19 protein-coding genes are annotated in these 23902 nt (G+C 69.2%); 6 read left to right on the top strand and 13 right to left on the bottom strand.

Annotated features, from left to right (window positions below; translation table 11 throughout):
* Positions 1 to 81: 81 nt before the first annotated feature.
* Together KZ686_RS04950 and KZ686_RS04945 are read right to left on the bottom strand one after the other, a co-directional pair.
* Positions 82 to 1644 carry an ABC transporter substrate-binding protein gene (locus KZ686_RS04950; protein ID WP_265633138.1) on the bottom strand — a complete coding sequence of 521 codons (1563 nt, stop codon included), beginning with the start codon at positions 1642 to 1644 and terminating at the stop codon, positions 82 to 84.
* 226 nt (positions 1645 to 1870) lie between these two features.
* Positions 1871 to 3988: a TonB-dependent siderophore receptor gene (locus KZ686_RS04945; protein WP_265633137.1), complete on the bottom strand. Its 2118-nt coding sequence runs from the start codon at positions 3986 to 3988 to the stop codon at positions 1871 to 1873.
* Positions 3989 to 4249: 261 nt separating this feature from the next.
* Here KZ686_RS04945 and KZ686_RS04940 point away from each other — a divergent pair, with 261 nt between their 5' ends.
* Entirely contained in the window at positions 4250 to 4660 is a 411-nt protein-coding gene (locus tag KZ686_RS04940) for a Fur family transcriptional regulator (protein WP_149317200.1), read from the top strand.
* Positions 4661 to 4798: 138 nt separating this feature from the next.
* Here the strand turns inward: KZ686_RS04940 and KZ686_RS04935 are convergent, their stop codons facing one another.
* The 6 genes from KZ686_RS04935 to KZ686_RS04910 form a co-directional block, all read right to left on the bottom strand.
* Entirely contained in the window at positions 4799 to 5539 is a 741-nt protein-coding gene (locus KZ686_RS04935) for a GntR family transcriptional regulator (protein WP_149317201.1), read from the bottom strand.
* 261 nt (positions 5540 to 5800) lie between these two features.
* Positions 5801 to 6799: a Bug family tripartite tricarboxylate transporter substrate binding protein gene (locus tag KZ686_RS04930; protein WP_149317202.1), complete on the bottom strand. Its 999-nt coding sequence runs from the start codon at positions 6797 to 6799 to the stop codon at positions 5801 to 5803.
* Positions 6800 to 6914: 115 nt separating this feature from the next.
* On the bottom strand, positions 6915 to 8186 hold the full coding sequence (locus KZ686_RS04925; RefSeq protein WP_265633136.1) for an Ldh family oxidoreductase: 1272 nt from the start codon (positions 8184 to 8186) through the stop codon (positions 6915 to 6917).
* Entirely contained in the window at positions 8183 to 9121 is a 939-nt protein-coding gene (locus KZ686_RS04920) for a hydroxyacid dehydrogenase (RefSeq protein WP_150082780.1), read from the bottom strand. Before KZ686_RS04920 ends, KZ686_RS04925 begins: the two co-directional genes overlap by 4 nt.
* Positions 9121 to 10296, bottom strand: a complete 1176-nt coding sequence (locus KZ686_RS04915; RefSeq protein ID WP_149317205.1) for a UxaA family hydrolase — start codon at positions 10294 to 10296, stop codon at positions 9121 to 9123. Before KZ686_RS04915 ends, KZ686_RS04920 begins: the two co-directional genes overlap by 1 nt.
* A gap of 124 nt (positions 10297 to 10420) precedes the next feature.
* Positions 10421 to 10702 (bottom strand): UxaA family hydrolase, encoded by a 282-nt coding sequence (locus KZ686_RS04910; RefSeq protein ID WP_006575911.1) that lies wholly within the window; start codon positions 10700 to 10702, stop codon positions 10421 to 10423.
* A gap of 284 nt (positions 10703 to 10986) precedes the next feature.
* On the opposite strand from KZ686_RS04910, the gene KZ686_RS04905 reads away from it, so the two are divergent.
* From KZ686_RS04905 to KZ686_RS04895, 3 genes are all read left to right on the top strand, one after another.
* A complete protein-coding gene (locus KZ686_RS04905; protein ID WP_187829128.1) occupies positions 10987 to 11724 on the top strand; it encodes a GDSL-type esterase/lipase family protein in 738 nt (245 codons plus the stop codon).
* Positions 11725 to 12182: 458 nt separating this feature from the next.
* On the top strand, positions 12183 to 12995 hold the full coding sequence (locus KZ686_RS04900) for a helix-turn-helix domain-containing protein (protein ID WP_265633135.1): 813 nt from the start codon (positions 12183 to 12185) through the stop codon (positions 12993 to 12995).
* A gap of 323 nt (positions 12996 to 13318) precedes the next feature.
* Positions 13319 to 14065 carry a dienelactone hydrolase family protein gene (locus tag KZ686_RS04895; protein WP_265633134.1) on the top strand — a complete coding sequence of 249 codons (747 nt, stop codon included), beginning with the start codon at positions 13319 to 13321 and terminating at the stop codon, positions 14063 to 14065.
* Positions 14066 to 14156: 91 nt separating this feature from the next.
* Here the strand turns inward: KZ686_RS04895 and KZ686_RS04890 are convergent, their stop codons facing one another.
* The 3 genes from KZ686_RS04890 to KZ686_RS04880 all read right to left on the bottom strand — a co-directional run bounded on the left by KZ686_RS04890 (position 14157) and on the right by KZ686_RS04880 (position 17622).
* A complete protein-coding gene (locus tag KZ686_RS04890; protein WP_255650794.1) occupies positions 14157 to 14288 on the bottom strand; it encodes a hypothetical protein in 132 nt (43 codons plus the stop codon).
* A 257-nt stretch (positions 14289 to 14545) separates the two neighbouring features.
* The gene (locus KZ686_RS04885; RefSeq protein WP_265633133.1) at positions 14546 to 15628 is read right to left on the bottom strand and encodes a copper resistance protein B; all 1083 of its coding nucleotides are present in this window, start codon (positions 15626 to 15628) and stop codon (positions 14546 to 14548) included.
* Between the two features lie 47 nt (positions 15629 to 15675).
* Positions 15676 to 17622 carry a copper resistance system multicopper oxidase gene (locus KZ686_RS04880; protein ID WP_265633132.1) on the bottom strand — a complete coding sequence of 649 codons (1947 nt, stop codon included), beginning with the start codon at positions 17620 to 17622 and terminating at the stop codon, positions 15676 to 15678.
* A 410-nt stretch (positions 17623 to 18032) separates the two neighbouring features.
* Here KZ686_RS04880 and KZ686_RS04875 point away from each other — a divergent pair, with 410 nt between their 5' ends.
* Entirely contained in the window at positions 18033 to 18719 is a 687-nt protein-coding gene (locus KZ686_RS04875) for a heavy metal response regulator transcription factor (RefSeq protein ID WP_265633131.1), read from the top strand.
* Positions 18719 to 20203, top strand: a complete 1485-nt coding sequence (locus KZ686_RS04870; RefSeq protein ID WP_265633130.1) for a heavy metal sensor histidine kinase — start codon at positions 18719 to 18721, stop codon at positions 20201 to 20203. The genes KZ686_RS04875 and KZ686_RS04870 overlap by 1 nt, the downstream gene beginning before the upstream one ends.
* Positions 20204 to 20362: 159 nt before the next feature.
* On the opposite strand, the gene glmS is transcribed toward KZ686_RS04870, so the two are convergent.
* Together glmS and glmU are read right to left on the bottom strand one after the other, a co-directional pair.
* Positions 20363 to 22201: a glutamine--fructose-6-phosphate transaminase (isomerizing) gene (gene glmS, locus KZ686_RS04865; RefSeq protein ID WP_149317213.1), complete on the bottom strand. Its 1839-nt coding sequence runs from the start codon at positions 22199 to 22201 to the stop codon at positions 20363 to 20365.
* 125 nt (positions 22202 to 22326) lie between these two features.
* Entirely contained in the window at positions 22327 to 23700 is a 1374-nt protein-coding gene (gene glmU / locus KZ686_RS04860; protein WP_149317214.1) for a bifunctional UDP-N-acetylglucosamine diphosphorylase/glucosamine-1-phosphate N-acetyltransferase GlmU, read from the bottom strand.
* Positions 23701 to 23902 lie beyond the last annotated feature (202 nt).

The following is a 23902-nucleotide window of genomic DNA, read 5'->3' as shown; positions in this document are numbered from 1 at the left end:
GGCGCTGCGCATCGCGCGATGCCGATACGGATTCGCCGACGCTTGCCGCGGCGAGTCGGGTGGCCTGGGGGTTCGGTGGCGTCATCGGGTCCATTGCAAGTCGGTGAGCCGGTAGCTGCGTTCGAAGGGGTCGATCGACACGCCGGCCAGCTGCGGGCTGGCAGCCAGCGTCTGCTGGTACCAGAGCACCGGCACCAGCGGCAGGCCGTCATGCAGCGCGCCGGCGATCTGCTCGCGCAGCGCCTGCGCACGCGCGGCGTCGGCGGTCGACGACATCGCGGCCAGGGCTCGCGTCAGCGTCGGCGACGACCAGCCCATCGCGCCCCAATCGCCGCCGCGCTTGTCACCGCCCTCGCCGCCGCTCTTGCCGCCGCCCTTATCGCCGCCCTTATCGCCTTCCTCGCCGGCCTTCCCCTCCGCCGCGCCGAAGTCCTGCGCGATCGCGCCGAACGCGTCGGGCACCGCGCCATAGTTGCGCGCGATCAGGCCCATCTCCAGCGAGCCGTCGCGATGGCCAAGCGGAATCTCGCTGGAGTTGCCCACCGCTACGCGGATCTGCACGCCGACCAGGCGCAGCTGCTCCTGGATCGCGGCGGCGATCACCGGCAGTTCGGGACGATCGGGGAAGGTCTGCAGCGTCAGCGCGAAACGCTTGCCGTCGCGCGCGAGCACGCCGTCGGTGCCGCGCCGCCAGCCGAGTTCGGCGAGCAGCGCACGGGCGCGTACGGGATCGTGCGCGAGCGCGGGCAGATCGGCGCGATGCCAGCCGGCCAGCGCCGGCGGAAACAGTTGCGTGGCGGCGAGCGACGGCTCGCGCAGCACCGCCTGCGCGATGCCGCGCCGATCCAGCGCCAGCGACAGCGCCTGCCGCGCGCGCGGGTCGGCGAGCAGCGGATGGCTGGCGTTGAGCTTCAGGGCGGTGGTGCGCGGAATCGGCTGCTGGTGCACGCGCACCGCGTCGCCGCGCCGCAGCCGCGCCACGCTGCCCGGGTCGAGGCCGTAGGCCAGTTCGGCCTGGCCGGCCTCGGCCATCAGGGCCCGCATCTCCGCGCGGCCGACCGCCAGATAGCTGGCGCGGCGCACCGCCGGGGCCGGCCCCTGCCAGCCATCGAAGGCCGCCACCGAGAAGCGCTGCGGCGGCTCCAGCGTGACGATGCGGTACGGCCCCGAGCCGACGATCGCGCGCACCGCGCCATCGGCGCCAAAGGACGCGGGCGCGAGGATCTGCGTGCTGCTGTGCGACAGCAGGGCCGGCAGGGCCGGAAACGGCCGGCGCAGGCGGATCCGCACCACCGCGCCGGACTGGGCATCGATCGCGGCATTGGTCGCGGCATCGGACACTGCATCGATCGCGGCGATCGGCGCCTGGCCCAGTACGCCGGCCGGATGCAGGGCGCGTCGCAGCGCGTTCACGACGTCCGTGGCGCGCACCGGCGAGCCGTCATGAAAAAGCGCGCCCTCGCGCAGTGCAAAGCGCCATGCGAGCCCGTCGCCGGACACCTGCCAGCGCGATGCCAGCCCGGCAATGGGCCGCGCCTGCGCGTCATAGTCGACCAGCGTCTCGGCGACCTGCATGCGGGCGAACAGATAGCCGCCGCGCAGCGGGTCCAGGCTCGACAGCTCCCACGGGCCGATCACGCGCACGGTGCGGTCGGCTGCGGTCTTCGTGGCCGAGCCAGAGCCTGAGCCTGAGCCTGAGCCTGAGCCTGAGCGCGAGCCAGAGCCAGAGCCCGTGCCGGCGCCTTGCGCCAGCGCTGGCGACAGCAGCGCGGCCGCGCCGGCGCCCAGCAGCCGGCGGCGGCGTGGCGAACGCGGTGAACCGGGTGGCGTCGATTCGATCGGGAGCATCGCAGCAGGCCGTCGCATCGCGTCAATAGCTCAGCCGCAGCCCGAGCCGCACCGTGCGCCCTGCCCCGGGCGCGATCCACAGCGCGCTGTAGGAGCTGGCGTAGTAGTCGCGGTCGAACAGGTTGTGCACGTTCAGCGTCAGCCGGGCCTGCTTGCTGAGCTGCCAGTAGGCGAGCAGATCGACCAGCGTGTACGACGGCAGCGTGAAGCTGTCGGCGGCATCGCCCGAGCGTTTGCCGATGTAGCGCACGCCGGCGCCGACACCATAGCGTTGGCCCCACGGCGCCGCATCCTCGTAGACCGCGAGCGCGCTGGCGCTGGTGCGCGGGATATTGCGCAGCGGCGTGCCGGCCGGCAGCCGGGTATCGGCGGTGATCTCGGCATCGGTCAGCGCCACGCTGCCCGACACGCGCCAATGCTGGCCGACGCGGCCGGCCACATCGAGTTCGAGGCCGCGGCTGCGCGCTTCGCCGGCGGTGGTCGAGAACGAGGGATCGGCCGGATCGGCGGTCAGCACATTGCGCTTGTGGATCGAGAACGCACTCAGCGTCGCGCCGAGGCGGCGATCGTCGGTCTCGAACTTCAGGCCGGCCTCGACGGCGCGGCCGCGCTCGGGCGTAAAGGGCTCGCCGGCGGCGCTGCTGCCGGGATTGGGACGGAACGAGCGGCTGGCATTGGCGAACAGCGTCACGTTGTTGCTGGCCAGGTAGGCCAGGCCAAGGCGCGGCGACACCGCGGTCTGGTCCTGCTCGACGCGGGTGCCGCGCAGGCGGTTGTCCAGCGTCTGGCGATACGAGTCGACCCGCAGCCCGCCAAGCACGCGCCAGCGCTCGCCGATGGCGATCTGGTCCTGCGCGTACAGGCCGATATTGGTCTGCCGCTCGTGGGCATCGGTGTTCGGCAGCAGCGGCGGCGGCGCCGACCCGTAGACCGGCTCGTAGATGTCGATCGGGTACGGCGTCGCGGCGGTCGGGTTGCCGCGCAACTGCACCTGGCTGCTGCTGAAGCGATAGGCGTCGAAGCCCACCAGCAGCGTGTGCGACAGCGGCCCGGTGTCGATGCGGCCGGTCAGGTCGGCCTGCAGCGCGGTGTCGTCGGACTGGTAGTCGCGGTATCGGCGCTGGCGCCGCAGCGTGCGATCGTCGGCGGCCAGCGCGAACGGCTCGGTCGAATACCCTTCAAGCGAACCGCCGCGATAGGCCAGCGACAGCCGGCCCTTCCAGCCCGGCGAGAACTGGTGCTCGATGCCGAGCTGATGCGACTGGCTGTCCAGGCGAATGTCGCCATCGCTCGGTTCGCCGAGGAAGGTCTTGCGACCCACCGCATCGAGCCGGCCGTCGACCGCGACGATGCCGCGGTCCAGCGGCGTCGAGAAGCGCTGCCATTCGCCGGCGTACTGGATAACTGTATCGGCGCCCAGCGTCCACGTCAGCGAGGGCGCCAGCAGATCGCGCTGGCTGTCGACGAAGGCGCGCTGGCTGCCCTGATGGTCGCCCACCACAATCAGCCGGCCGGCGACGTTTTCGCCCAGCGGTCCGGTGATATCGGCCGCGGCACGGTAGCGGTCGCGGTTGCCGACCTCCAGCTCGTAGTTCTGCGCCGGCTTGAACTGCGGCTGCTTGGTGACCAGGTTCAGCGTGCCGCCTGGCTCGCCGCTGCCATACAGCGACGAGGTCGGACCCTTCAGCACTTCGACGCGCTCGATGGTGGCGACGTCGCGCGGCGCGGTGAAGCCGCGATTGGCGACGAAGCCGTTGACCAGATAGCCAGTGCCGGTGTTCTCGTTGCCGGCAAAGCCCCGCACCGCGAAGTTGTCCCACAGTCCGCCGAAGCTGTCCTGGCGCGCGATGCCGCTGACGTAGTCAAAGGTCTGTTCCAGCCGCGTCGCGCCGATATCGTCGATCATCGCGCGCGGCACCACGCGCACCGCCTGCGGCACCTCGCGCAGCGGCGTGTCGGTGCGGGTCGCGCCGCTGGCCTCGTCGGGGTTGTACGATGCGGCGCCGGAGGTGACCACCGCGACCTCGGGCAGCATGGCTTCCTCGCGCTCGGCGGCCTCTGCAGCGTCTGCGAGCGCCGCCACGGCGAACAGGGCGGCGGCGAGCGGCGGCAGGGGATGGACCCCGCGCAATGGCCGCATGGACAGGCGCGCAGGCAGGTTCGCGGGCAAACGCGCAGGCAAACGCACGGGCAGCCGCGCGGGCGATGAAGTCGGCGTGGACATGATTGGACGAAGGGTGAACAACGACGCGCGACCACCACGACCGCCATGCCCCGCTACGTGCGCGGCCGGCAAGGGAAGCCGCAAGCAAGACAAGAAGCGGCGACAATACGGTCTGCGGTGACGCTGCCGAGCGACGGCGCGCCTTATTGAGAACGAATTTTCATTATCATTCTAGCTATGGAACGCATGACCCGTCAACGCGAGGCCGTGCTGGGCGCGCTGCGCGAGGCCGCCCGGCCGCTAAGCCCTGCCGAGATCCTGGCCGCCGCGCAGCGCACGGTGCCGACGCTCGGACTCGCGACGGTCTACCGCAATATCCGCGCCATGCTGCAGGAAGGCGGCCTGGTGGCGGTGCCGCTGCCGGGCCAGGCCGACCGCTACGAGGTCGCGGCCGCGCCCGACGCGGTCGTGCACAAGCACTACTTCCAGTGCCTGACCTGCGACCGCGTGTTTCCGCTGGAAGGGTGCCCCGGGCACCTGGAAGAGATCACGCCGCCCGGCTTCGTGGTCGAGCAGCACGAGCTGACGCTGCGCGGCCGCTGCATCGAATGCGCGACGAAGAAGACGGGCAAGCGCCGGACGAACTGAGCGGCAGGAAAAGGCGTTGTCCCCGTGAAGGCGGGGACCCGGCGGCTTGCAGGGTCGGAGTCGCTGAATGCCCGCGGGCGCGGGAACGACGTGGTGGTGTGTTGACGCCTGCTGCGGCTGCTGCGGCCGCCGCGCCTGCTACGGCTGCGAGATCGCGAACTCGTGCGCGGTGGTGTCGAGCCGCGAGACGCGACGCTCGACGCGCCGGTCGTGATAGGACGAGGCGATCCGCGTGATCTGCAGCAGCGGGCCGCCCACCGGCACCTCCAGCAGCCGATGGTCGTCCTCGTCGGCCAGCACTGCGCGCAGGCGCTCCTCGGTGCGGATCACGTTGATGCCGAAGGCGTCCTGATAGAAGTTGTACAGCGTGTTGGGCCGCTCGCGCAGCATGGTCTCGGTCAGCCCTTCGAACAGCGCCTCGGGCACCGTGATCGCATCGGTCATCACCGGCCTGCCGTCCAGCGACAGCACGTTGGTGAAATGGAAGACCCGCTCGCCCGGCGCGATGCCCAGCGCCAGTGCCTCCTCCTTGCTGGCCTTGCCGCGCCGGAATTTGGCCAGCCGCACGCTGGGAAAGGCGCGATGCCCGTCCTCGCGCACCACGCGGAAGAAGCGGAAGAAATGGTCCTCCTGGCGGTGGGTCGCGACGAAGGTGCCGCGTCCCTGATGGCGGATCATGATGTTCTCCGCCACCAGTTCGTCGATCGCCTTGCGCAGCGTGCCGATCGACACGCCGAAGCGCTCCACCAGCCGGCGTTCGGCCGGAATCGCCTCGCCCGGCTTCCACTCGCCCGCGGCGAGCGCGGCCAGGATGGCCCGCTTGACGTCCTTGTACAGCACGCCGCCGATTGCCGCGCCTGCTTCGAATTCTGCGCCCACCTTCAACGATCTCCCTGGACGGATGGATTGGCACGATGCCGGTTCCGCAGCGCCGCCGGCCCGGCGGCGCTGGAACGGAACGTCTATATAACATGGATGACTGCCGTCACCCGCCCTCCGCCGTGTTGAAAATCGTTTCGAACGCCTGGGCCGGGCCCTTCGGTTCGGTGCCCGCGCTCGCACCCCCGCGCGTCGCCCCCTGCGATCAACGCCTGCGGTCGGCGCATACGGCCGGCGCAGGCGATCGACGCTCGAATCGACCTACTCGGCCCGGATGCCCTTCTGGTCGATCAGCTTGGCCCAGCGCGCGACCTCGCCCTGGAAGTAGTCGGTAAAGGGCGCGCTCGCCTGCGGCGCGGGCGAGAAACCGGCGGCCACGATACGGTCGCGCACCGACTTGATCTCGACCATCTTCGCCACCGCCGTGCCGACCTTGTCGATCACCGGCTTGGGCGTGCCGGCCGGCATCATCAGGCCGGTCCAGTTCTCGACCAGCAGGTCGGGAAAGCCGACCTCGCCGACCGTGGGCACATCCGGCAGCAGCGGATGGCGCTCGCGCGTGGTCACCGCCAGCGCGCGCAGCTTGCCGCCCTTGACGTAGGCCAGCGACTCGGGGAAGTTGGAGAACACCACGTCGATCTGCCCGCCGATCAGGTCGGTCATCGACGGTGCACCACCCTTGTACGGCACGTGCGTCAATTTGGTGCCGGTCAGGCTCTCGAACAGTGCAAGCGTCAGGTGCGGCGGCGTGCCGTTGCCGCTCGAGCCCGCATTGAGCTTGCCCTTGCGCGCGGCCTCGACCAGGTCCTTCATCGAATGGATCGGCGAATTGGCCGGCACCACCACGGTCATCGGCGACGAGGCGATGCGCGCCACCGGCACCAGGTCCTTCTGCATGTTGAACGGCAGCTTCGGAAACAGCGTGACGTTGGACGCGTGCGTCAGCGTGACGGCCAGCCAGGTATAGCCGTCCGCCGGGGCCTTGGCCACCTGGTCGGCGCCGATATTGGCATTGCCGCCCGGCTTGTTGTCGATGACGATCGGCTTGCCCCACTCCTCCGACAGCTGATGGCCGACCATGCGCGCCATGATGTCGGTCAGGCCGCCGGGCGCGAACGGCACCACATAGCGGATCGGCTTGCTCGGATAGTCGGCGGGACCCTGGGCCGCCGCGGGCGCGGTGACAGCAACGACGGCGGACAATGCAACGGACAACGCGGCCACATGCCGCAGCATGGAGCGAATCAACAGGCGATGCATGGTTTGTCTCCTTTGTTTGCCGCCATCCGTACTTTGCGGACCTCGGCTTGTGGGGCGGCCCCTGGGGGCATCGCCTGGACGACGCTGCCCCGGGGCCGGCATGAGCTGACGCTTGCTAGGCCGGACTACCCTCCCCGGCCAGCGCCTCCAGTTCGGCCAGCAGCGCGGCGGGCACGGCGATGCCCTCGCTGCTGGCGCGTCGTTGCGATGCCTGGCGGCGCGCGCCCGGCAGGCGCGTGCCCGGGTCGGCCAACATCGCCGCCAGCAGCGCCTCGACGCGATCGTGATAGACCTGCTCGCCGCTGAACGCGGCGGGGTCCAGCACCAGGAAGACCTGGCCGATGCGCGGCCGGCCGCCGGCATCCTCGAAGAAGGAATCGGCCTCGGCGCCGAACTGCGCCCCGGCCAGCGACACCACCAGCAGCTCGACCAGCAGCGCCAGCATCGCGCCCTTGACGCCGCCCGCGGGCAGCATCGAGCCGCGCAGCGCGGCCTTCGCGTCGGTGGTCGGCTCCCCGGCCTCGTCGAGCGCCCAGCCCAGCGGAATCGGCTGGCCGGCCTTGGCGGCGACCATGATCTTGCCGCGCGCGACCTCGGACAGCGACAGGTCGATCACCACCGGCGCGGCGCCGCGGCGCGGAAACACCGCGGCGATCGGATTGGTGCCGAACAGCGGCTTGCGCCCGCCCCACGCCGGCATCGCGGCCGGCGAGTTGCCCAGCGCGATGCCGATCATGCCGGCGGCGGCGACGGGCTCCAGATGGGAGGCCGCGGCGCCGAAGTGATGGCTGTTGGTGACCGCGGCCACGCAGACGCCGAGCTCGCGCGCGCGGGCGATCGCGTGCTCGATCGCCATCGCACAGGCCGGGAAGGCGAAGCCGCATTGGGCGTCGACCAGCAGCGCGGCACGCTGTTGTCGGCCGTGCCGGCCCTGTCCGCTCTGTCCGCCCTGTCCGCCCTGTCCGCCCTGACCGCTCTGACCGCTCTGTCTCTCCGGCTCGCCGGGCGTGCGCAGTACCGGCACCGCCGCGCCATCGACGCGATCGCGCCGCAGATGCGCGACATACATCGGCACCCGGGACACGCCGTGCGAGGCGAGGCCGACGGCATCGGCGCGCACCAGCGCGGCGGCAGTGGCTTCGGCCTGCAGCGCGCTCGCGCCGGCGCGGCGCAGCGCGGCTTCGGCCAAACGCGTCAGGCGTGCGGCATCGACCGTGCTGGCGTTGGCGCTTGCGTTGGCGCTTGCGTTGGCGTTGCCGCTTGCGTTGGCGTTTGCGGTGGCGCTTGCGTTGGCGTTTGCGGTGGCCCCGGAATTGGCGCCGGCATCGGCGCCCGGGTTGACGCGTGCGTTGCCGCTTGCGTTGGCGCTCGTATTGGCAGCGCTCATGCAGTTCCCTCCTCCAGCGCCTGCCGCACCTGCTGCGCGATCAGCATCGACACGCGCGCATTGGCTTCGCGCGTGACTCCGCCGATATGCGGCGTCAACACCAGATTGGGCACGCCCTCCAGCGGCGAGCCGGCCGGCAGCGGCTCGCGCTCGAACACGTCGAGCGCGGCGCCGGCCAGATGGCCCTCGCGCAGCGCCGCAGCCAACGCGCCCTCGTCGACCACGCCGCCGCGCGCGGTGTTGACCAGCACCGCGCCCGGCCGCATCGCGGCGAGCCGCCGCGCGTCGAGCAGATGCCGGGTCGCCGGCACCAGCGGCACGTGCAGGCTGACCGCATCGGCTTCCGCGAGCAGCGCATCGAGGCCGCGCGGCGCGACGCCGCTGCGTTGCCAGACGGGATCGTCATCGCGCAGCATCGGATCGTGCGCAACCACGCGCATGCCGAAGGCCTGGGCGAGCGCCGCGGTCTGCCGGCCGATATCGCCGAAGCCGATCAGGCCCAGCGTCTTGCCCAGCGCCTCGCGCCCCTCCGAAAGACGCGCGCGCGGCCATTTGCCCTGCATCACCTCGCCGCTGCCCTGATAGGCGCCGCGCAGCAGCATCGCCACCGTGGTGACCACGTACTCGGCGACCGAACGCGCATTGGCGCCGGTGGCCGGGATCACGCGGATGCCGCGCGCCTTGCACGATTCGACATCGATGTTGTCCAGGCCGACGCCGAGCCGCCCCACCACGCGCAGGCGCGGCGCGCTGTCGAGCAGCGCCACATCGACCTGCGTACGGTTGCGCACGATCAGCGCGTCCGCCGAAGGCAGCGCCGCCAGCAGCTCGGCGCGCCGATCGACCCAGTCGGGCTCGTAGCGCAGTTCGAACCCGGGCGTCAGCGCGGCCACCGCGTCCGGGTCCATGAACTCGCTGATGCAGATCCGCTTCATCAGGCCGACTCGTGGATGCGGGTCAGCACGAACTCGCGGTGGCCCAGCGCCTCGGCCGCGGTCCAGCGGCCGTTGGCGGTCGCCAGCATGCACTCGAGCAGCTTGTCGCCGGTCTGGTCCAGGTTCAGCTCGCGCTGCAGCAGGCCGGAGCAATCGACGTCCATGTGCTCGCTCATCAGGCGCACGGTGCGCGGGTTCGCGCACAGCTTGATCACCGGCACGATCGGGTTGCCGATCACGTTGCCCTGCCCGGTCGGGAAGAAATGCACGACGAAGCCGGATGCCGCGCACAGCGTCACCATCTCGGCCGCGGCCGACGACGAGTCCATGAACCACAGGCCGGGATGGGTCGGCTCCTCGGCCTTGTCGAGCACGCCGTCGACCGTGCATTTCTTGCCGATCTTCTGGATGTTGCCGAGCGCCTTCTCCTCGATGGTGGTCAGGCCGCCCGCGATATTGCCCTTGGTCGGCTGCGATTCCGACAGATCGGTGGTCTTCCAGCGGTCGATCATGGCCTGATAGCGCTCGAACATCGCCATGAACTGGTGGCGCACCTCGTCGTTGGCGCAGCGTGCGGCGACGATATGCTCGCCGCCGGTCAGCTCCGAGGTTTCGCCAAACACCAGCGTGGTGCCGAGCGGATGCAGCTTGTCGAAGGCATTGCCGACGGTCGGATTGGCGCCGCAGCCCGACGTCGTATCCGACTCGCCGCACTTGGTCGACACCCACAGGTCGGCGATCGGGCATTCGACGCGATGCAGCGCGGTGGCGTACTGCACGAATTCCTTGGCGGCCTTCGATGCGCGCTTGATGGTCTCGTGGTCGCCGTGGCCCTCGATGCCGAAGCCGACCACCGGCTTGCCGGTCTTCGCGATGCCGTCGACCACGCGCTTGGTCCAGCCGTCCTCGATGCCGATCACCACCACGGCGGCGACGTTCGGATTGCTGCCCGCGCCGATCAGCGTGCGGAAATGCAGATCCAGGTCCGGACCGAACTGCAGGCGGCCATAGGGATGGGGAATCGCCATCGTGCCCTTGATCGCATGCGCGACCGCCTCGGCGGCGGCGTTGGACAGGTCGTCCAGCGGCAGGATGATGACGTGGTTGCGGACGCCGACCCGGCCGTTGTCGCGGCGGTAGCCCCAGAAGGTGGTGTTTTGATCGATGATGGACATGGCGTGGTGTTCGGTTCTCGAATGACTGGAATCGCCTCGATGGGCTGCGATGGCTGCCAGAGCGGCGATGGCGGGGATGGCTGGACCGAAAGGCTTTTCCTCACGGACTGCCGGACGGCGCCGCTTACCAGCGCTTGGTCTTGATGTTGTGCACGTGAGCGTGCTCGCCGGCCTTGATCGGCGCGACCACCTTGCCGATGTCGACGCCGTACTTGTAGACCGTGTCGTTCGGCGCCATGTCGCGCAGCGCCACCTTGTGGCCGATCGGAATCGGCTGGCGCGCGGTCACCGTGATGGTGCGGTCCTCGTCCATGATCCAGGCGTTCAGCTCGGTGCCCGCCTCGATCCCTTCCACCACGGCCACGGCCACCGTGTCCTTGGCGTCGTGCAATACGACGTGAATCATCGTTGTGTCTCCTCTGTGGGTTGGTGCGTGCATCGGATCATAGGTGGTCAAATCATAAAGGTCAACCAACTCATCTATATGAATTAGATGTATATCGATGTGCACTTCAGGCGTCTTGGCGTGCCAACGTAACCCGCCTTTGAAATGAGATGCGTTTGCTGTCGCACGGACGAGAGCCCATGGGCCGTCCGAAGATCGGCTTTCGCGGAGCTTTCCATGGCCGCGGCCGCCCGGTGCCGAAGGGAGATCGGCCGCCCAGCCTCCGCTCATCGGGAGAGTCGGCCATGCGTCCGATCAGACTGCTGTTGGTGGCGTCGCTGCTGCTGAACCTGGCGTTCGTCAGCGCCACCGTGATGGCGATCCACCGCCTCGGCGGCATCGGCTATCTCGCCTTCAAGCTCAAGCACCGCGACGACGGCTCCGGCTACAGCGCCGGACGGCTGCAGCATCTGCGCTCGCTCGATGCCGCGCTGCCCGCCGGCAAGATCGTCTTCGTCGGCGACTCGATCACCGAAGCCGGGGAATGGGGCGAGTTTCTCGGCCACCACGATGTGGTCAATCGCGGCATCGGCGGCGATTCGACGGCACGCATCCTCGATCGCATCGAGTCGGTGGCAAAGACGCGGCCGTCCAAGCTGTTCCTGATGGCGGGCATCAACGATCTCGGCGCGTTCGACGAGCGCGAGGTGTTCGACCGCTATCGGCAGATCGTCGACACGGTCAGGCGCGTGTCGCCCGGCACGCGGATCTATCTGCAGAGCACGCTGCCGGTCAATCGCGAGGTACGCGACACCGGCCGCGACAATGGCCGCGTCGCGCAGTTCAATGCGCTGCTGGCCGGGCTGGCGGCCAGCGACGATCGGGTCGAATGGATCGATGTCGCCCGCGCGCTGGCGGACCGGGACGGCAACCTGGATCGCGCCTATACCTATGACGGCGTGCATCTGAACGGCGAGGGCTATGCGCGCTGGAAGGCCGTGATCCTGCCGTATTTGCACGGCACCAGCGTCGCGACGCGGTAGGGGCGTGGCGACGCGGTGGGGGCGTGATCACGCGATAGAGGCGTGACGACGCAGTCGGTACGTCGAGACGCGATAGGAGCGTGGCGCGCGATCGAGGCGTAACGACACGATGGCGTGCGACCACGCGTTTGGGCGCGACGACGCGATTGCGTGCGACCACGCGTTTGGGCGCGACGACGCGATCGGGTGTGACGACGTGATTGGGCGCGACGACGCGATTGGGTGTGACGACGTGATTGGGCGCGACGACGCGATTGGGTGTGACGACGTGATCGGGCGCGACGACGCGATTGGGTGTGACGACGCGAATGGGTCGTGCGGCTGCCGGAAGCAGTCCGTGGCCCTGTCGTGGGCAACGCCCCGAGCCCGGCTTCTGGTATGTTCGGCGTCATCGCTTGCGCGAGCCATCACTCGTCGCCTGTCCTCCGCCTGCGTACCGCCTTCCCGACCACGCCGCCATGTTCCAGGTGATCGCCCCTTGCCCCGCGTTGGCGCCCTACGTCAACGGCTACTGGTTCGTCCAGGACCTGGAGGGCGTGTACGAAGGGCAGCCGATCGAGACTTGCCCTTACCCGGGCGCGGTGCTGTCGGTCAACTTCGGCCGTCCCAATGCGATGGAGGGCGGCCCGACGGTCCCGAGGGTCTCGCTGCTGGGCTTCCAGTCGAGCAGCCGCCGCTGGCGCTCGTGGTCGGACACATATTTCGTCATGGCGATGCTCAGCGGCATCGGGCTGGCGCGGCTGTTCCCCGGCATTGGCGCGGACTGCAAGGATCGCCTGATGGACCTCGCCGCCTATCTGGGCGATGGAGCGGCCTGCTCGCTCGCGGCCGACCTGAGCGCCGCCTGGGCGCCGCGCCGGATCGCCGGCCAGCTGGACGCCTGGCTGCTGCGGCGCCTCGACGCCACCCGCGCGCCGATCGAGCTGCCGACGCTCGCCGCGGCCCACGCGCTGTTGCGCCAGGGCCAGCAGGTGCAGGACATCGCCCGGCTGACCGCCGTCAATCGGCGCCAACTGCATCGATGGTTCGAGCGGCATCTCGGCGTCAGCCCCAAGCAGCTGATGGACCTGGAACGGCTGCAGTCGAGTATCCAGGCGGTGCAACGCGGCGATGGGGACGCGCTGTCCGGCTACAGCGACCAGGCGCACCAGATCCGCAACTGGCGGCGGCGTCTGGCCCAGACGCCGGGCGGCTACGCCCGCGGCGGGCCTTCGCCACTGGCCGAATACTTCGGCCGGCAACCGGGACAGGGCCCGGCCTTCTATCTCTGACGGGGCGGGGTCGAAGCGTCGCGAACGGTCCCAAGCTGTCCCTAGCCGTCCCAAGCCGCCCCAAGCCGCCCCAAGCCGCCCCAAGCCGTCCCAATCCGTCCCAATCCGTCCCAATCCGTCCCAATCCGTCCCAATCCGTCCCCAGCCGTCCCAAGCCGTCCCAAGCCGTCTCCGGCCGTCCCAAGTCCCAAGTCCCAAGTCCCAAGTCCCAAGTCCCAAGTCCCGAGTCGTCCCAGGCGGTCCAGGCGGTTCAAAACGGTCCCAAACGTTCAATACGGCGCGTCCGCGCCGCGGCATCCTGCGGCACTCGACAGGAGGTACGTATGGACGTTGAAGAGATTGCGCTGGAACGAACGCTCGTCGACTACACCGACGGCGCGACAACCTTCGAGGGTTACGTCGCCCGGCCCGCCGGCCTCGGGCCATCCGCGCCATGCGTGCTGCTGGCCCACGAGTGGAGCGGCCTGAGCGAGCCCATCAAGCGCAGCGCCGACCGGCTCGCCGCATTGGGCTACGTCTGCTTCGCCGCCGACGTCTATGGCAAGGGCGTGCGCGGCGACCCGATGGGCGACAACTCGCATCTGATGAATCCGATGCTGGCCGACCGTGCCCTGTTGCAGCGGCGGCTGCTGGCGGGACTCGATGCCGCCACGGCGCTTCCCGGCGTCGACCCGCGCCGCATCGCCGCGGTCGGCTACTGCTTCGGCGGCTTGTGCGCGCTGGACCTGGCACGCGCGGCGCCGCCGAACCTGGTCGCCGCCATCAGCATCCACGGCGTTCTGCAGCCGCCACGGATCGGCGCGCAGCGGCCAATCTCCGCGAGCGTCCTGCTGCTGCACGGCTGGGAAGACCCGGTCGCGCCGCCGGCCGATGTGCTGGCCATTGCCAGGGAACTGACCGACGCGGGAGCGGACTGGCAGTTGCACGCCTACGGCCACGCCCGCCACGCCTTCACCTTCGCCGGCGCGAATTTCCCCGAGCGCGGCATCGTCCATGACCCGCGGGCCGACAGGCGCTCCTGGGCCGCGATGAAGGCGTTCCTGGCGGAGCAGCTGGGGGCGAAAGGCTAGCGGCGACGGCAGGTTTCTTCTTGCCGCCCGCAAAAAAAAGCAGGCGGCGAAGCCCCTCCGGGCATTCGCCGCCGCATCCTCCCGCACTGCCTTACTTCTGTTGCTGCTGCTTGCGCTCGCGCTGTTGGCCGCCTTGCTGCTGCTGGCCGCCCTTGCTTTGCTGCTGTTGTTGCTGCTGCTTGCTGCCGCTCTTCTGGCCTTGGCCTTGCTGTTGCTGAGTCATGATGGTCTCCGGATGTGCGGACAAGACGTCCGGACTCGAACCGATGCATCGAGCGTGCCAGCGCGCCGATCGGGCGTGATACCGGCGTGGGGAGACCTATCGTGCGCAGCGTAGGCGTCATCCGCTTCGGTAAGGCAGTCGATGTCGCAGAATCTGCACGAGGTATTGTCAATGCTGCAAACGGAACCTCTACCGGACCTGTTCGGCGGACCTCTGGGGGCCGCGCAGCAGGCCGCGGACCGTTGTCGGCGGGCGGCTCAGAACCAGACGCGCACGCCGGCGACAAAGCGCGTCTCGCCGCTGCGGCCGCCGGAGGCGCGCACCATGTCGGCGGTATTGCCGAACGTCTGGTAGCGCTCGACGCCGATGTACGGCGCGAACTGGCGGCTGAACTCGTAGCGTAGCCGCACGCCGACCGCGCCGTTGGACAGGCCGCTGCCGACACCGACCTCGCGGTCGTTCTTGCCGTAGAAATTGGCCTCGACGCGCGGCTGCAGGATCAGGCGCTGCGTGACCAGCAGCTCGTACTCGGCGGACAGCCGCAGCGCCGTCCGCCCTTCGGTGCCGAGGTAGCCGGTGGCGTCGAGCTCGAACCAGTAGGGCGCCAGCCCCTGCACGCCGAATGCGAGCCAGTTGCGTGCGGGGCGACCGTGGCCGGCGTCGTTGCGGATGCCGAGCTGCGTGTCCCAATAGCTGGCGATGGCGTGGCCCCACAGCAGTTCGGTGCGGGCCTCGTGGACCTTGCCGCGCTCGACCTCGCCCTCGGCCTTGATGACCAGCCGGTCATAGGTGCCGCCGAACCAGGCCTGCGCCTCGTAGGCGGCCGCGTTGGTGTCGCTGCCGCGCGCCCATTCGAGGCGGTCCACCAGCACCGAGCCGAACAGGTGCTCGTCGGCCATATGCAGCTGCCGATGGGGACCGAGCGCGTACTGCCCGACGCCGAGGCGATGGCCGCCGGAATAGGCGTGCGGATCGCGGGCATCGGGCGGCGCGCTGCCGCCCTGCATCTTCATGTCGCCGTGGTCCATTGCCGGCTTCGCGGCGCTGCCGTGCTGATGCTGCTGATGCTCCTGGTGTTGCTGATGCTCCCGGTGCTGCTGGTCTTGCTGATGCTCCTGGTGCTGCTGGTCCTGTCGGTGCTGCTGGTCTTGCTGATGCTCCTGGTGCTGCGGGTGCTGCGGGTGCTGCTGGTGCTGCGGGTGCTGCTGGTGCTGCGGGTGCTGCTGGTGCTGCTGATGCTGCTGGTGGTCACCGTGATCGTGCTGGTGCGGCTGCTGCCCCCAAGCAGCCCCGATGCCGGCGGCTGCCAGCAGGATGGCAAGAAGTATGTTCGATGGCATGGCTCGGGCCCCGTGCGTCTTGGAATTTGGATGGAACATCGGGCCAGTCAGGCCACCAGCACTTCGCGGAACATGCCTGCGTCCATATGCATCATCAGATGGCAATGCCAGGCCCAGCGGCCGAGCGCATCGGCCGTGACGAGGAAGCTGATGCGCTGGGCCGGCTGCACCGGAATCGTGTGCCGCCGCGCCTGGAAGGAGCCGTCCGGCGCCTCCAGCTCGCTCCACATGCCGTGCAGATGCATCGGGTGGGTCATCATCGTGTCGTTATGCAGGATCACGCGCAGCCGCTCGCCGTGGCGGAAATGGACCGGCGTGGACTTGCCGAACTCCAGGCCGTCGAAGGACCAGGTGTAGCGCTCCATATTGCCGGTCAGGTGCAGTTCCACTTCCCTGTTCGGCCCGCGCGGGTCCATCGGACCGCCGACCGTGCGCATGTCGGCCAGCGTCAGCACGCGGCGTCCGTTGTTGCGCAGCCCGATGCCGGGGTCGTCGAGGTTGGTCCGTGCCATGTCGACCCGCATATCGGTGCTCGGGCCGTATTCGGTGCGCGCGTGGCGGGCGGTCCTGCTGGGGATCTTCAGCGAGCCGTTTGCCGGCGCCGTCGGCATGGCGTGCTGGCCGTGGTCCATCGCCATGCCGCCGTGGTGCATGCCGTGCGCCCCGTGCGTGTCGTGCATGCTGTACATGCCATGCGTGCCGTGCGTACCATGCGCGCCATGCGTGCTGTGCATGCCGCGCTCGCTGTTCGTCCCGTGCGTGCCATGCATGGCGCCGTGGTTGTGCCCGCCGCCATGGCTCATCCCAGCCATCCCACCCATCGCCCCCATGTCGCCCATCATGTCCGTCATGGTCAGCCACTGGGCCTTGTCCAGCGCGGGCACGGCGGCCTGCAGCCCCTCGCGCGTCGCCAGCGTGCCGCGCGCGTAGCCGGTGCGGTCCATCGACTGCGAGAAGATCGTGTAGGCCTCGTCGCGCGGCTCGACCAGGACATCGCAGGTCTCGCCGGGACCGAAGCGGAATTCGTCGACCGTCACCGGCTCGATGTTCTGGCCGTCGACCTGCACGACCTTGAGCTTCAGCCCCGGAATGCGCACGTCATAGAAGGTATTGCCGCTGCCATTGATGAAGCGCAGCCGAACCTTGTCGCCCGGCTTGAACAGGCCCGTCCAGTTGCCGGCCGGCGTCACGCCATTGGTCAGATAGGTCAGCGTATGCGCGGACAGGTCGGCCAGATCGGTGGGGCTCATCCGCATCTGGTTCCACATGCGGCGCTTGTCGACGGCGGCCTTGATGCCGTCGTTGGCGACATCGCGGAAGAAGTCGACGACGGTGGGCTGGTTGTAGTTGTAGTAGTCGCTCTGGGTCTTGAGCTTGGACAGCACGCGCATGCCGTCCTCGTCGGTCCAGTCGGACAGCAGCACGGTATGGTCGCGGTCCGCGCGGATCGGATCGTCGTCGCCGTCGATGATCAGGCCGCCGTAGACGCCGGTCATCTCCTGGAAGCCCGAGTGCGAGTGGTACCAGTAGCTGCCGCTCTGCACGACCTTGAAGCGGTAGGTGAAGGTCTCGCCCGGCGCGATGCCGGGGAAGCTGATGCCGGGCACGCCGTCCATCTCGAACGGCAGGATGATGCCGTGCCAGTGAATCGAGGTCGGCTCGCGCAGGCGGTTGGTCACGCGGATGGTCACCGTATCGCCCTTGCGCCAGCGCAGCGTCGGGCCCGGCAGCATGCCGTTGATGGTGTGGGCGATGGCGGGCTTGCCGGTGAAGTTGACGACCGCCTCTTCGATGAACAGGTCGAACTCGGTGCCGGTCAGCACCGGCGCGCTGCCGCTGCCCGCCCGCCGCGGGCGGTCCGCGTGCTGCGCCCATGCCGCGCCGGGCACGCCGGACAGTGCGCCGAGCACGCCGCCCGCGACCAGCCCTTGCACGAAGCGCCGGCGGGACAGATGAGGCGGCAGGGCCAGGGTGGTTGGGGCAATGCGGGGCATGGAGACGGTCCTGTGGTCTGTCGACGATTGTCGATCGGCGCCCGAACTCGGCGTCTGTGATCGGCGTCGACCACCCGCGTCGCCGATCGTACGATCGGCGTCGGAGACGCTTCAATCGGTGATCGTCAATCGCAAATGGCCTCGGCAGGATAAGGACCGGGCAGTAACCAACCAATTACCCCGACATTACATTCCGGTAATGTTGGCGTCATGTTGGGCCGCCTCGCCCTACACTATCGCGACGGTTGCGCCAGGCGCCGATGGCCGGCGGCGCGCGCAGGGCACAGCCCACAGCGGGGCGCGGAAAACAGGAAGCCGAAGCCCGACGCGCGGCACAGGAAGCGGGAAGCGGGAAGCGGGAAGCGGGAAGCGGGAAGCGGGAAGCAGAGAGTAGCAAGCAGGAAGCGCCGATGAAATTGCTGGTAGTCGAAGACGAGGCCAAGACCGGGGAATACCTGCGGCAGGGGCTGACCGAGGCGGGGTTCGTGGTGGACCTCGCCGCCAACGGCCTGGATGGCCAGCATCTGGCCATGACCGAGCCGTACGACCTGATCGTGCTCGACGTGATGCTGCCCGACGTCGACGGCTGGCGCATCGTGCAGACGCTGCGGGCCGCCGACAACCGGGTCCCGGTGCTGTTCCTGACGGCGCGCGACAGCGTGGCCGATCGCGTCAAGGGCCTGGAGCTCGGCGCCGACGACTATCTGGTCAAACCCTTTGCCTTTGCCGAGCTGCTGGCGCGCGTCCGCACGCTGCTGCGCCGCGGCGCCACGCAGATGGCGCTGGACCGCATCCAGATCGCCGACCTGGTGCTCGACCTGGCCCGCCGCCGCGCCACCCGCGCCGGCCGCCGCATCGTGCTGACCAACAAGGAATTCTCGCTGCTCGAACTGCTGGCGCGCCGGCGGGGCGAGGTGCTGCCGCGCTCGCTGATCGCCTCGCAGGTCTGGGACATGAACTTCGACAGCGACAGCAATGTGATCGACGTCGCCATCCGCCGGCTGCGCGCCAAGATCGACGACGACTTCGACATCAAGCTGATCCAGACGGTGCGCGGCATGGGCTACGTGCTCGAGAACCCGGAGGACGGCGACTGATGCCGCGCCTCTCGCTGACGGCCCGGCTGACCGCGTTGTTCTCGCTGACCTCCGCCTGCGTGCTGCTGGGCCTGGGGTGGCTGATCTTCTGGGCGATGGACCGGCACTTCGCCGATCAGGACTACGCGCTGCTCGGAGACAATCTGCGGATGGTCGAACGGATCGTGGCGACGGGCCCGTCCGACGGCATCGCGGCGCGGCTGGCCGACGCGCAGAAGCACCACGGCGGCCTGCTGATCCATGTGCAAGGCAAGCGAGGCGAGCCGCTGTTTGCGAGCCCCGGCTTCGATTTCGGCGCGGCGCTCGAGGCGGCGGCGCGGACGGATGCGGGGGCGCGCCTCGATGCGGACGGCGCGGCCGGTGCGAACGCTGCGGACGGTGCCGATGGCGCGGACGGCTCGCAGGGCAATGGGCTCGAATGGCGGCAGAACGGCCAGCTGTATCGCGGCATGGTCCGCACGGTGCGCGATCCGGGCACGGGAGAGCCGCTGCGCATGCTGGTCGGCATGGACACAGAGATCCACGATCACTTCATTCACGCGTTCCGCCAGTCGCTGGTGTTCTATATCGCGCTGGCCGCGCTGGCCAGCGGCGTGCTCGGCTGGTGGGCGGCGCGCCGCGGGCTGTCGCCGCTGCGCACGATGGCCTCGCGCGCGCAGACCGTGACGGGCAGCAAGCTGTACGAGCGGATGCCCGTCGAAGCGGTGCCGGTCGAAATGGCGGACCTGGCGGCGAACCTGAACGCGATGCTGGCGCGGCTGCAGGACGATTTCCGCCGGCTGTCCGAATTCTCGTCCGACCTGGCGCACGAGCTGCGCACGCCGATCACCAACCTGATGACGCAGACCCAGGTCGCGCTGTCGCAGCCACGCGATGCCGGCAATTACCGCGACATCCTGGCGTCGAACGCCGAGGAACTGCAGCGCCTCGCCCGCATGGTGTCCGACATGCTGTACCTGGCCAAGATGGAACACGGGCTCGATCTGCCGAACACCGAGGCGATCCGCATCGCCGACGAGGTGCGCGCGCTGTTCGACTTCTACGAGGCGCTGGCCGAGGACAAGGCGGTGCGACTGGATCTGCGGGGCGACGGCCGCATCCAGGGCGACCGGCTGATGCTGCGGCGGGCGCTGAGCAATCTGATTTCGAATGCGCTGCGCTATACGCCGCCGGGCGGCACGATCGTCGTCGACGTGGCCAGTGTCGGCCAACACGTCGAGGTCGCGGTGGAGAACGACGGCGCCGGGATCGACCCGAGCCTGCTGCCCTCGATCTTCGACCGCTTCTCGCGTGGGGACAAGTCGCGCACGAGGCCGGAATCGGACAGCGTGGGATTGGGACTGTCGATCACCAAGGCCATCATGCTGGCGCACGGCGGGGATATCGCGGTGCGGTCCGAGCGGGGGAAGACGCGGTTTGCGTTGCGGTTTCCGAAGCGGATGGATGATGGGCCGAGGACTGACCGAGGACTGACCGAGGACTGACCGAGGACTGACCGAGGACTGACCGAGGACTGACCGAGGACTGACCGAGGACTGACCGAGTGCTGACCGCCGCGGACCAGCTGACGGGCAAATGAAAAAGGGCGCTGCGGCCGGTGCCGCAGCGCCCTTTTTGCTGAGGGCAACGCCTTGCCGATTTCCTTATTCCACCGTCACCGACTTCGCCAGATTGCGCGGCTTGTCGACGTCGGTACCGCGTGCACATGCGGTGTGATACGCCAGCAATTGCAGCGGCACCACATGCAGGATCGGCGACAGGTCGCCGTAGTGCTCGGGCAGGCGGATCACCTGGATGCCGTCGGTCGACGTGATGTGCGTGTCCGCGTCGGCGAACACATAAAGCCGGCCGCCGCGGGCACGCACTTCCTGGATGTTCGACTTCAGCTTTTCCAGCAGCGCGTCGTTCGGCGCCACCGTGACCACCGGCATCGCCTCGGTCACCAGCGCCAGCGGCCCGTGCTTGAGCTCGCCGGCCGGATAGGCCTCGGCGTGGATGTACGAGATTTCCTTCAGCTTCAGCGCGCCTTCCAGCGCGATCGGATAGTGCAGGCCGCGGCCGAGGAACAGCGCGTTCTCGCGGCGGGCGAAGTCCTCCGACCAGGCGATGATCTGCGGCTCCAGCGCCAGCACGCCGTGCAGCGCGGCCGGCAGGTGGCGCAGGTTCGCCAGCGCCCTGGCCTGGCTTTCCTCCGACAGCGTGCCGCGCAGCTTGGCCAGCGCCAGCGTCAGCATGTACAGCGCGGCCAGCTGCGTGGTGAAGGCCTTGGTCGAGGCGACGCCGATCTCGGTGCCCGCGCGCGTGATGAAGCGCAGCTCGGTTTCGCGGACCATCGCGCTGCTGGCGACGTTGCAGATGCACAGCGTGTGCTCGTGGCCCAGGCCCTTGGCATGGCGCAGCGCGGCCAGCGTGTCGGCGGTCTCGCCCGATTGCGAGATCACGACCACCAGCTGGCGCGGATTGGGTACCGTTTCGCGGTAGCGGTATTCGCTCGCGACCTCGACCTGGGTCGGGATGCGGGCGATCGCTTCGAGCCAGTACTTGGCGGTGCAGCCCGAGTAGTAGCTGGTGCCGCAGGCCAGGATCAGCACGCTGTCGATATTGGCGAACACCTGCGCGGCGCGTTCGCCGAACTGGCTCGGCTCGATGCTTTCGATGCCCTCGAGCGTGTCGGCCAGCGCGCGCGGCTGCTCGAAGATTTCCTTCTGCATGAAATGCCGGTACGGGCCGAGATCGACGGCCGCCGCATGGGCTTCGACCACGCGCACTTCGCGCTCGACCGGCTCGTCGTTGACGTCGTGGATCGTGATCGCGTCGCGGCGCACCTCGACCACGTCGCCCTCTTCCAGATAGATCACGCGGTTGGCGGTGCCGGCGACGGCCAGCGCGTCGGAGGCGAGGAAGGCCTCGCCTTCGCCGAGCGCCGCGACCAGCGGCGAGCCGGCGCGCGCGCCGACCACGCAGTCGGGCTGGTCCTTGGCGACCACGGCGATCGCATAGGCGCCGTGCAGGCGCTTGGTGATCGCCCGCACCGAGGCGAACAGGTCGCCGCGCGTGGCGCTGCTCGGATAGGTGTAGGCCTGGTGCACCAGATGGGCGACCACTTCGGTATCGGTCTGCGAATCGAAGCCGTAGCCGGCGGCGCGCAATTCGTCGCGCAGCGGCTCGTAGTTCTCGATGATGCCGTTGTGCACCAGCGCGATGGTTTCGCCCGAGAAGTGCGGGTGGGCGTTGATGGTGTCGGGCTTGCCGTGCGTGGCCCAGCGCGTGTGGGCCACGCCGATCGTGCCGGACAGGCCGGAGCCGCGCGTCTGCTCGTCCAGGTCCGCCACCCGCGACACGGTGCGGGCGCGCTCGAGCGTGTCCTCGCGGACCACTGCCACGCCGCACGAGTCATAGCCGCGGTATTCCAGGCGGCGCAGGCCTTCGATCAGAACCGGAACGATATTGCGCGTCGAAACCGCGCCGACGATGCCACACATGTTGCTCTCCCTGGGTGCCGCGGCTCGTGACCGCCTGCGTTGATGCTTTGTTCGATGTCCTGGCTGGCGGGCGCTTGTGCCGCCCGCCCCGGGCCTTGCGCGCCGGCCAGCGCGGTGCGCCTATCTTACTTCGTGCCCTGCCTGGGCTGCTTGACCGGCCGCTGCCAGCCGGGGATGGTCGTCTGCTTGGCGCGCGACAGCGTCAGCTGGTCGGCCGGCGCTTCCTTGGTCAGCGTGGTGCCAGCGCCCAGCGTCGCGCCGCGGCGTACCGTGACGGGCGCGACCAGCTGCGAGTCCGAGCCGATGAAGACGTCGTCCTCGATCACCGTGCGGTGCTTGTTGACGCCGTCGTAGTTGCAGGTGATGGTGCCGGCGCCGATGTTGACGCGCGAGCCGACCGTGGCGTCGCCGACGTAGGCAAGATGGTTGGCCTTGCTGTGCGCGGCGATCTGGCTGTTCTTGACCTCGACGAAGTTGCCGATATGGACGTCCTCGCCCAGTTCGGTGCCGGGACGCAGCCGGGCATAGGGCCCGATCCGGCCGTCCGCGCCGACCTGCGCCTGCTCCAGATGGCAGAAGGCCAGCACGCGTGCCCCGGAACCGATGCGGCTATCCCGGATCACACAGTGAGGACCGATCTGCACGCCGTCTTCCAGGTGAACCCGTCCCTCGAACACGCATCCCACGTCGATCGTGACGTCTCGGCCACATGTCAGTTCGCCCCGGATATCGATCCGGGCCGGGTCGAGCACGGTCACGCCGGCCTCCAGCAGGCGCATCGCCTGGTTGCGCTGGTGCAGGCGCTCGAGTTCGGCCAGTTGCACCTTGCTGTTGACGCCCAGCGTCTCCCACAGCGCGCCCGGCTGGGCGGACACGACCTCGACGCCATCGGCGACCGCGCGCTCGACGGTATCGGTGAGGTAGTACTCACCTTGCGCGTTATCGTTGCGCAGCGTGGACAGCCACTCGGTCAGCTTCGCGGTCGGGCAGACCACGATGCCGGTATTGATCTCGCGGATCGCGCGCTCGGCTTCGCTGGCGTCCTTCTGCTCGACGATGCGGGCGATGCTGCCGGCGGCGTCGCGCACGATACGGCCGTAGCCGGTCGGATCGTCCATCTCGACGGTCAGGATGCCGAAGCGGTCCTGCCCGGCGGCTTCCACCAGACGGGCCAGCGTGTCGGCCCGGGTCAGCGGCACGTCGCCGTACAGCACCAGCGTCGGCTGGGCCGGATCGAGCAGCGGCAGCGCCTGCATCACCGCATGGCCGGTTCCGAGCTGTTGGGCCTGCAGCGCGAAGGCGACATCGGGCGCGGCGACCGCGGCCTGTACCCGCTCGGCGCCATGGCCCACGACCACCACCAGCCGCGTCGGCGACAGCGTACGCGCGGTATCGATCACATGAGCAAGCAGCGGCCGGCCGGCCAGCGGATGCAGCACCTTCGGCAAATCGGAATGCATCCGTTTGCCCATGCCGGCGGCGAGAATGACGATGTTCACGAGGAGGTTCCTAAGTGAGTGCGCCCGAATTGACATCCGGATCGGAAAGACGCGCGACCAGCCCCGACGTGACAGCCGGGCGTTGGCGCAACTGGCGGACGGTGGGCCGTTCATCGGCCTCATCCCGCCATGGACGGAGCCATGCGGAAGCCGTCGCCGGCACCCCGCCATCGTCCGCAAACCGTTGCCAGACCTTGCCTGG

The sequence above is a fragment of the Cupriavidus cauae genome, from assembly GCF_026210475.1.
Lineage (GTDB): Bacteria > Pseudomonadota > Gammaproteobacteria > Burkholderiales > Burkholderiaceae > Cupriavidus > Cupriavidus cauae.
Note: the sequence above shows the minus strand (reverse complement) of the source record. Positions and strands in the feature narration are given on the sequence as shown.

What these genes read in the sequence shown, in the direction of transcription:
- KZ686_RS04945 (WP_265633137.1), bottom strand. Translation starts at nt 3,988, where the DNA reads ATGCGGCCATTGCGCGGGGTCCATCCCCTGCCGCCGCTCGCCGCCGCC.
- KZ686_RS04940 (WP_149317200.1), top strand. Translation starts at nt 4,250, where the DNA reads ATGGAACGCATGACCCGTCAACGCGAGGCCGTGCTGGGCGCGCTGCGC.
- KZ686_RS04930 (WP_149317202.1), bottom strand. Translation starts at nt 6,799, where the DNA reads ATGCATCGCCTGTTGATTCGCTCCATGCTGCGGCATGTGGCCGCGTTG.
- KZ686_RS04925 (WP_265633136.1), bottom strand. Translation starts at nt 8,186, where the DNA reads ATGAGCGCTGCCAATACGAGCGCCAACGCAAGCGGCAACGCACGCGTC.
- KZ686_RS04920 (WP_150082780.1), bottom strand. Translation starts at nt 9,121, where the DNA reads ATGAAGCGGATCTGCATCAGCGAGTTCATGGACCCGGACGCGGTGGCC.
- KZ686_RS04915 (WP_149317205.1), bottom strand. Translation starts at nt 10,296, where the DNA reads ATGTCCATCATCGATCAAAACACCACCTTCTGGGGCTACCGCCGCGAC.
- KZ686_RS04910 (WP_006575911.1), bottom strand. Translation starts at nt 10,702, where the DNA reads ATGATTCACGTCGTATTGCACGACGCCAAGGACACGGTGGCCGTGGCC.
- KZ686_RS04905 (WP_187829128.1), top strand. Translation starts at nt 10,987, where the DNA reads ATGCGTCCGATCAGACTGCTGTTGGTGGCGTCGCTGCTGCTGAACCTG.
- KZ686_RS04900 (WP_265633135.1), top strand. Translation starts at nt 12,183, where the DNA reads ATGTTCCAGGTGATCGCCCCTTGCCCCGCGTTGGCGCCCTACGTCAAC.
- KZ686_RS04895 (WP_265633134.1), top strand. Translation starts at nt 13,319, where the DNA reads ATGGACGTTGAAGAGATTGCGCTGGAACGAACGCTCGTCGACTACACC.
- KZ686_RS04890 (WP_255650794.1), bottom strand. Translation starts at nt 14,288, where the DNA reads ATGACTCAGCAACAGCAAGGCCAAGGCCAGAAGAGCGGCAGCAAGCAG.
- KZ686_RS04885 (WP_265633133.1), bottom strand. Translation starts at nt 15,628, where the DNA reads ATGCCATCGAACATACTTCTTGCCATCCTGCTGGCAGCCGCCGGCATC.
- KZ686_RS04880 (WP_265633132.1), bottom strand. Translation starts at nt 17,622, where the DNA reads ATGCCCCGCATTGCCCCAACCACCCTGGCCCTGCCGCCTCATCTGTCC.
- KZ686_RS04875 (WP_265633131.1), top strand. Translation starts at nt 18,033, where the DNA reads ATGAAATTGCTGGTAGTCGAAGACGAGGCCAAGACCGGGGAATACCTG.
- KZ686_RS04870 (WP_265633130.1), top strand. Translation starts at nt 18,719, where the DNA reads ATGCCGCGCCTCTCGCTGACGGCCCGGCTGACCGCGTTGTTCTCGCTG.
- glmS (WP_149317213.1), bottom strand. Translation starts at nt 22,201, where the DNA reads ATGTGTGGCATCGTCGGCGCGGTTTCGACGCGCAATATCGTTCCGGTT.